The 4682-nt window shown below is 52.8% G+C and carries 9 protein-coding genes; 3 read left to right on the top strand and 6 right to left on the bottom strand.

Going from position 1 to position 4682, the window contains the following annotated elements:
* Nucleotides 1-193 precede the first annotated feature (193 nt).
* Nucleotides 194-424: a DUF2767 family protein gene (locus ACOTYN_RS25815; protein ID WP_127851265.1), complete on the top strand. Its 231-nt coding sequence runs from the start codon at nt 194-196 to the stop codon at nt 422-424.
* A 21-nt stretch (nt 425-445) separates the two neighbouring features.
* Here ACOTYN_RS25815 and ACOTYN_RS25810 read toward each other — a convergent pair whose 3' ends face one another.
* The 6 genes from ACOTYN_RS25810 to ACOTYN_RS25785 all read right to left on the bottom strand — a co-directional run bounded on the left by ACOTYN_RS25810 (nt 446) and on the right by ACOTYN_RS25785 (nt 3654).
* Nucleotides 446-1213 carry a TraX family protein gene (locus ACOTYN_RS25810; protein ID WP_127851266.1) on the bottom strand — a complete coding sequence of 256 codons (768 nt, stop codon included), beginning with the start codon at nt 1211-1213 and terminating at the stop codon, nt 446-448.
* A 319-nt stretch (nt 1214-1532) separates the two neighbouring features.
* On the bottom strand, nt 1533-2030 hold the full coding sequence (locus tag ACOTYN_RS25805; RefSeq protein ID WP_217188905.1) for a hypothetical protein: 498 nt from the start codon (nt 2028-2030) through the stop codon (nt 1533-1535).
* A gap of 13 nt (nt 2031-2043) precedes the next feature.
* On the bottom strand, nt 2044-2271 hold the full coding sequence (locus ACOTYN_RS25800) for a hypothetical protein (protein WP_127851267.1): 228 nt from the start codon (nt 2269-2271) through the stop codon (nt 2044-2046).
* Between the two features lie 35 nt (nt 2272-2306).
* Nucleotides 2307-2747 carry a hypothetical protein gene (locus ACOTYN_RS25795; protein ID WP_127851268.1) on the bottom strand — a complete coding sequence of 147 codons (441 nt, stop codon included), beginning with the start codon at nt 2745-2747 and terminating at the stop codon, nt 2307-2309.
* An 80-nt stretch (nt 2748-2827) separates the two neighbouring features.
* Entirely contained in the window at nt 2828-3394 is a 567-nt protein-coding gene (locus tag ACOTYN_RS25790; protein WP_127851269.1) for a hypothetical protein, read from the bottom strand.
* On the bottom strand, nt 3391-3654 hold the full coding sequence (locus ACOTYN_RS25785) for a hypothetical protein (RefSeq protein WP_127851270.1): 264 nt from the start codon (nt 3652-3654) through the stop codon (nt 3391-3393). The genes ACOTYN_RS25790 and ACOTYN_RS25785 overlap by 4 nt, the downstream gene beginning before the upstream one ends.
* A 313-nt stretch (nt 3655-3967) precedes the next feature.
* Between ACOTYN_RS25785 and ACOTYN_RS25780 the strand changes: the two genes are divergently transcribed.
* Nucleotides 3968-4228: a type II toxin-antitoxin system ParD family antitoxin gene (locus ACOTYN_RS25780; RefSeq protein WP_127851271.1), complete on the top strand. Its 261-nt coding sequence runs from the start codon at nt 3968-3970 to the stop codon at nt 4226-4228.
* On the top strand, nt 4194-4511 hold the full coding sequence (locus ACOTYN_RS25775; protein WP_375143729.1) for a type II toxin-antitoxin system RelE/ParE family toxin: 318 nt from the start codon (nt 4194-4196) through the stop codon (nt 4509-4511). Before ACOTYN_RS25780 ends, ACOTYN_RS25775 begins: the two co-directional genes overlap by 35 nt.
* Nucleotides 4512-4682: the final 171 nt, after the last annotated feature.

Here is a 4682-nt window from a genome sequence, read left to right as displayed (position 1 = left end):
CAAAATCGGTGTTGCAAAAACGGGAGTGACCATAGATTCCGTTTTCCAAGCGGACCCCAGTAACGGCTTACGCCGGCCACGACGCCACCCACCCACTGCATACAATTCCGCTCCGGCTGGCGTCTCTATGCCGCTACGCGGCATAATGGCCATGTATCATTATGTTGAACTGACTCGCCGTGGAGATAGCAGGATGGACTATTCAGAAGTGTTCTTACGCCAGCATGATGAGATGTGCCAGGTCGTGGGCAGTATTGTGTTTTCACTTGTTGAGGCCGGACACGATTCCACCAGTGAAAATATTGTTGCTGTGCTGCGAAATGGGATTGCCGAAAGCGGGAAATGGGAGCCGGACCAGGTCCTTTATCTTCAGCTGGCCATTGATTTACTGGAGCGGGGGCGAGGGGTTCCCGGGGCGCACTGACGCCCCGAAACTGTGGCTCTCTCACCAGAGGTGCATCAGGAGGAGCAGCACCAGAAGATGGCCGATATAGGCAATGTAGAAGAAATGTCGTGGCATGAAGCGCGGGTAGCCTTCCGGACACAGATGAATGCTCAGGGACAGGGCCATCAGGGGAAAAACGAGTGTGGGAAGAGTGGCGAACAACAGCGTGTCTGCCGGCAGACTCAGCAGATGCGATAATCCGTTCAGGCAACACAGCGCCAGGACGGACACGATAATTCCCGTGAGCTGCACGCCAGGTTTTTGTCCGCCGGTGGTGATTACCATGCCGGTGGCCAGCGCAACACCCGCCAGACCGTAACTGGCCGGACTCAGCGGCCAGATCATGATGGCCAGCAGCAGAGCACCGGCAAGACTTCCCTTTCTGCCGAACCGGTACTGCAGGGCGAGCAGCTGCGTGACGCCGGCGAACACGAAGAGAATGTTCAGTGCCCACCACGGCTGATGGCCGGCAAAGACCAGGCTGAAGACGGGCTGGGTGATGATGGCCCATATCCACAGACGGTTTGCTCTCACCTGAAGACGTTCTGGTGCGCGCCGCACGTTCATCGCCCAGATAAGCGTGAACAGGGGGAATGCCATCCGGCCAAGCGCATACATCACCGGCTGAGCTGGGGTCATAAACACCGTATTGATGTGGTCGATCAGCATGGCCAGGAGCGCCAGAAGCTTGACCATATCCAGGGCGGCCGGACTGAGCTGGCCGGGTGTCTGAAGGTGGTGAAGAAGGCCGGGAACGGACTGATTCATTCGGTGTATTCTCCTGCCGGCACGCCATCAGCAGCCAGTCCTGGACATGATGCCAGAATGCCCTGCCCGTCTGAGACGTCACGCGAACCTTTAATTTCTCCAGAATTTTGCGTGCAGCAAACTCCGATTTATCCCGCAGCACACGCATGGCGCCTGCCACATCCTTATTCTGAATACAAAGACTTAAAATATGAAAATCGTTCATAACCCTTCCTTCCTGACCCTTTAATTATCGGCACATCAGGGAAAAGATTTATGCTAAATTTATCATTTATTCAGTACGTTACATTGTATATCAGGGGTATTTTCAGTATTAACATTATGTTCCTTGTGACGGCTCTCCACCGTTAGTGAGGGCATATTCCTCACGCAGTTTTTTGGCTGCCGCTTTCCAGGTTTTCGCCCATTCTTCATTCAGTCGTCCTTCACCAACAATCTTCAGGGCAATGGCATAGGGTGTTCGTCCTTGTTGTCCGGACAGCCACAGAATGTGCTTATCAATCTCATCATCCGGGATGTCATCGACTATTGAATGGATAAGTTCGAGGTCGTCCTGTTGCCAGGGTTTCCCGGTGCGGGGAAAGACGGCATTCGGTTCACGCGGTTTTTTGGCCTTCTCTGCCTTTTTTCCTGAACCCGCTACTTCCAGGGCTTCATCTTCAGCTGCGATCAGCCGCTGACGCTCCCCCAGTCCTCCGAGTATTGCAACCGTCCTGACCATATTCTCGCGGTGTTCCCGTGTCAGACTTCTTTCATCGCAAATCAGGTCATTCAGGGTGTCAATCAGGCTATCTATCCGGCTCTGTGTCAGTTTCACTCTTCAGGGTCCTTCACGGTTTAATTGGCTTCAGCATCATGTGAAGCTCATCCATCATCAGCCACGGGCGCCCGGGGGTTTTATTGCGAAAATAGCGGCCGCGAGGCAGGCGTTCACCCGGTCTGAGTCTGTAGAGCCAGTCCCTGAATGCCGCGTGAGTTTTGATACGGCTACCGTCAAGACGTACCAGTTTGCCGTTATCACCGGCTTTCAGGCCGAAATCTGCCAGGCTCTGTGTCACACAGACAACTCTGTGCGGAAAGGGTGAATGTTCTGTCATGAGCAATACTTCCTGAACATGATGGAATGGTATTTTCTGGCCTTCAGTTGCAGGACGTTCTTTCCGCTCATTGTGGAGGCTGCCAGTGAGTTCAGCCAGGCTTCATTCTCACTGAACTTGATTTTCAGCGTCATATAACCCCTGACCATAATTTCGTGAGTCCCCATCTGAATCCGGCCGTCCTGTAACCTTGCGCGGGCGTCAGATCCAGGAACCGGGGAAATCAGTTTTCCGCTGATCTCCATCTGATGCTGTTTACTGATACTGTCAGCAATCAGCACCAGGGCGTAATGAGGATGGCTACCGGCGGGGATCTCTACATCCACCGTGTCTTTCAGGCTATATTCGCGGGTCAGGGCATCGTATCCCTTCCAGATGACAGAGTCGACGGTGGCCTGATAGCTGACGCTGGCTTTAATTATGTTCATTTCTGACATGAAACACCCACTCCATTTGTGGTGCGACAGTCTGCATTCACGTCATTCAAAGACGGTGTGCAGGAAGGGTTTCTGCCAGGTTAATCCTGGCTCTCGTTAATCTGGATATGTACCGGAAGACCCGCGTCATAACAGGCCTGATACCAGTCAGCCACCTGTAGGGGATCGCCTTCCATTATCTGACGTATTCCACCTGCATTCGTCACTTGCAGACAGGTGGAGCCGTCGAGGCGGATCACGTAGACTGCCTGACGGATACGATGAAGGCTGTCACCGAGAAGAACCTCCATCGCCTCACCTGTTTCCGACTGGCGCAGGGGCAGACTGTGCACCTTCAACTGGCGCTGGCGGGAGATTTCGTCATCTCGGGCTGCCTGATAAAGCGGTTCCGCTACATCGCGTCCGGTCCCGGTCAGCTCGACGGCCAGCTGCTGGTTAGGCGCGCGTAGGGTGCGAAGCCAGCCCGCGGCTTCCATGCGCCGGCAGGAGGCGCGCAGGTTCGGCCCGTACACCGGGGCGTCCCCGCCCTGCTCCAGCACCCGCTCAATATCCCGCGTGGCCACCGGCCCCGGACGTTTCGCATCGAGGGCGGCCAGCACAATCAGCACCCGCCGCTGCAGCGGCGATGGTCGGCGCGCCTGAGTCATTGCTTATCCGTCTCCGGCCAGATGAGTTTTCTGAGACGCTGATGATCGACGTCTATGAGCGCTTTGGTTTGTTCGTAATTGTTCAGTGGCGCACCAGTAAGCGCCAGTTCATACCAGAATCCCAGCAGGGTGCTGGCCTTACTCGATTCGCTGATATATCTAACGCCCTGGCTGTCCAGCTCGCATTCCCGGATACGTTCTTCCGCTATCCGGGTCAGCTGCTCATAGCTGAGTGAAAACGTCACTTCTTTCTCATCCATCCTGCACGCTCCGTCTGATAATGTCCGGTTAAATGTAAAATCAAACTTCAAATGATTTTACACTTAATTGGTAAATATCATATCAGATATGATTTCATGATTAATAATGAATATCACATACAGTATGATTTTATGTGTTTTGTTTACTTATCATATCTCATACCGTTTTCCCGCCGCGCAGATCCGGTTTCTGGCTAAATCGGATCTCCAAACTACAGCTGGGTTATTTTGCTAAGATGCCGGAGATGGAAGCAGGGGAGTAAGCTGATATAATGATGTAAGAACAAATCTTACATTAAGAAAAGGAGGGGGTATGGCCCGTACGATGACGGTGGACGTGGGTGATGAGCTGCGTGAATTTATCGATTCCCTGGTTAAGGCCGGTGATTACCGTACCCAGAGCGAAGTCATGCGAGACGCACTGCGTCTGCTGCGCGAGAAACAGGCAGAATCACGCCTTCAGGAACTGCGCGATCTGCTGGCCGAAGGACTCAGCAGCGGCGAGGCGAAACCATGGAACAAGGATGCATTCCTGAATAATGTCAGAGCCAGGGTGGCAAATGAAAGAGATTGAGCTGACACCCAAAGCAGAAGATGATCTGGAAGCAATCTGGGACTACAGCTTCCGGCAGTTCGGGGTTGTTCAGGCGGATGCGTATATCGGCCGAATAGCAGCGGTGTTTGACGTTCTGGCCATGCATGACATCGGCACGCATCGCGCAGAGCTGGGAGACAATATCTGCTCGCTGCCGGTGGAACAACACATGATCTACTTTGTGTCATCACATTCGGTGATTACGGTCATACGTATTCTCAGCCAGTCTCAGGATATGGCGCGGCATGAACCATGGAGATAACCAGGCAAGAAATTAAAATGCATACAAATCAATTGCTTGATTCGTGTAATCTATCTTATGTTAAATAAATTTTGTGCATAGGCAATACTGATAATGGATAATTACATTCATTAGTGATCTTGACCCGCCATTTCCGGACAGCTTTTGTATCTTAAGTTAACGATGCCCGCT

Source organism: Enterobacter cloacae complex sp. IR5458, assembly GCF_049238025.1.
Classification (GTDB): domain Bacteria; phylum Pseudomonadota; class Gammaproteobacteria; order Enterobacterales; family Enterobacteriaceae; genus Enterobacter; species Enterobacter kobei.
Note: the sequence above shows the minus strand (reverse complement) of the source record. Positions and strands in the feature narration are given on the sequence as shown.

Bases quoted from the DNA above. Each gene is read 5' to 3' on its own strand.
- ACOTYN_RS25815 (WP_127851265.1), top strand. From the start codon at position 194: ATGGACTATTCAGAAGTGTTCTTACGCCAGCATGATGAGATGTGCCAG.
- ACOTYN_RS25775 (WP_375143729.1), top strand. From the start codon at position 4,194: ATGTCAGAGCCAGGGTGGCAAATGAAAGAGATTGAGCTGACACCCAAA.
- ACOTYN_RS25795 (WP_127851268.1), bottom strand. From the start codon at position 2,747: ATGTCAGAAATGAACATAATTAAAGCCAGCGTCAGCTATCAGGCCACC.
- ACOTYN_RS25790 (WP_127851269.1), bottom strand. From the start codon at position 3,394: ATGACTCAGGCGCGCCGACCATCGCCGCTGCAGCGGCGGGTGCTGATT.
- ACOTYN_RS25810 (WP_127851266.1), bottom strand. From the start codon at position 1,213: ATGAATCAGTCCGTTCCCGGCCTTCTTCACCACCTTCAGACACCCGGC.
- ACOTYN_RS25785 (WP_127851270.1), bottom strand. From the start codon at position 3,654: ATGGATGAGAAAGAAGTGACGTTTTCACTCAGCTATGAGCAGCTGACC.
- ACOTYN_RS25780 (WP_127851271.1), top strand. From the start codon at position 3,968: ATGGCCCGTACGATGACGGTGGACGTGGGTGATGAGCTGCGTGAATTT.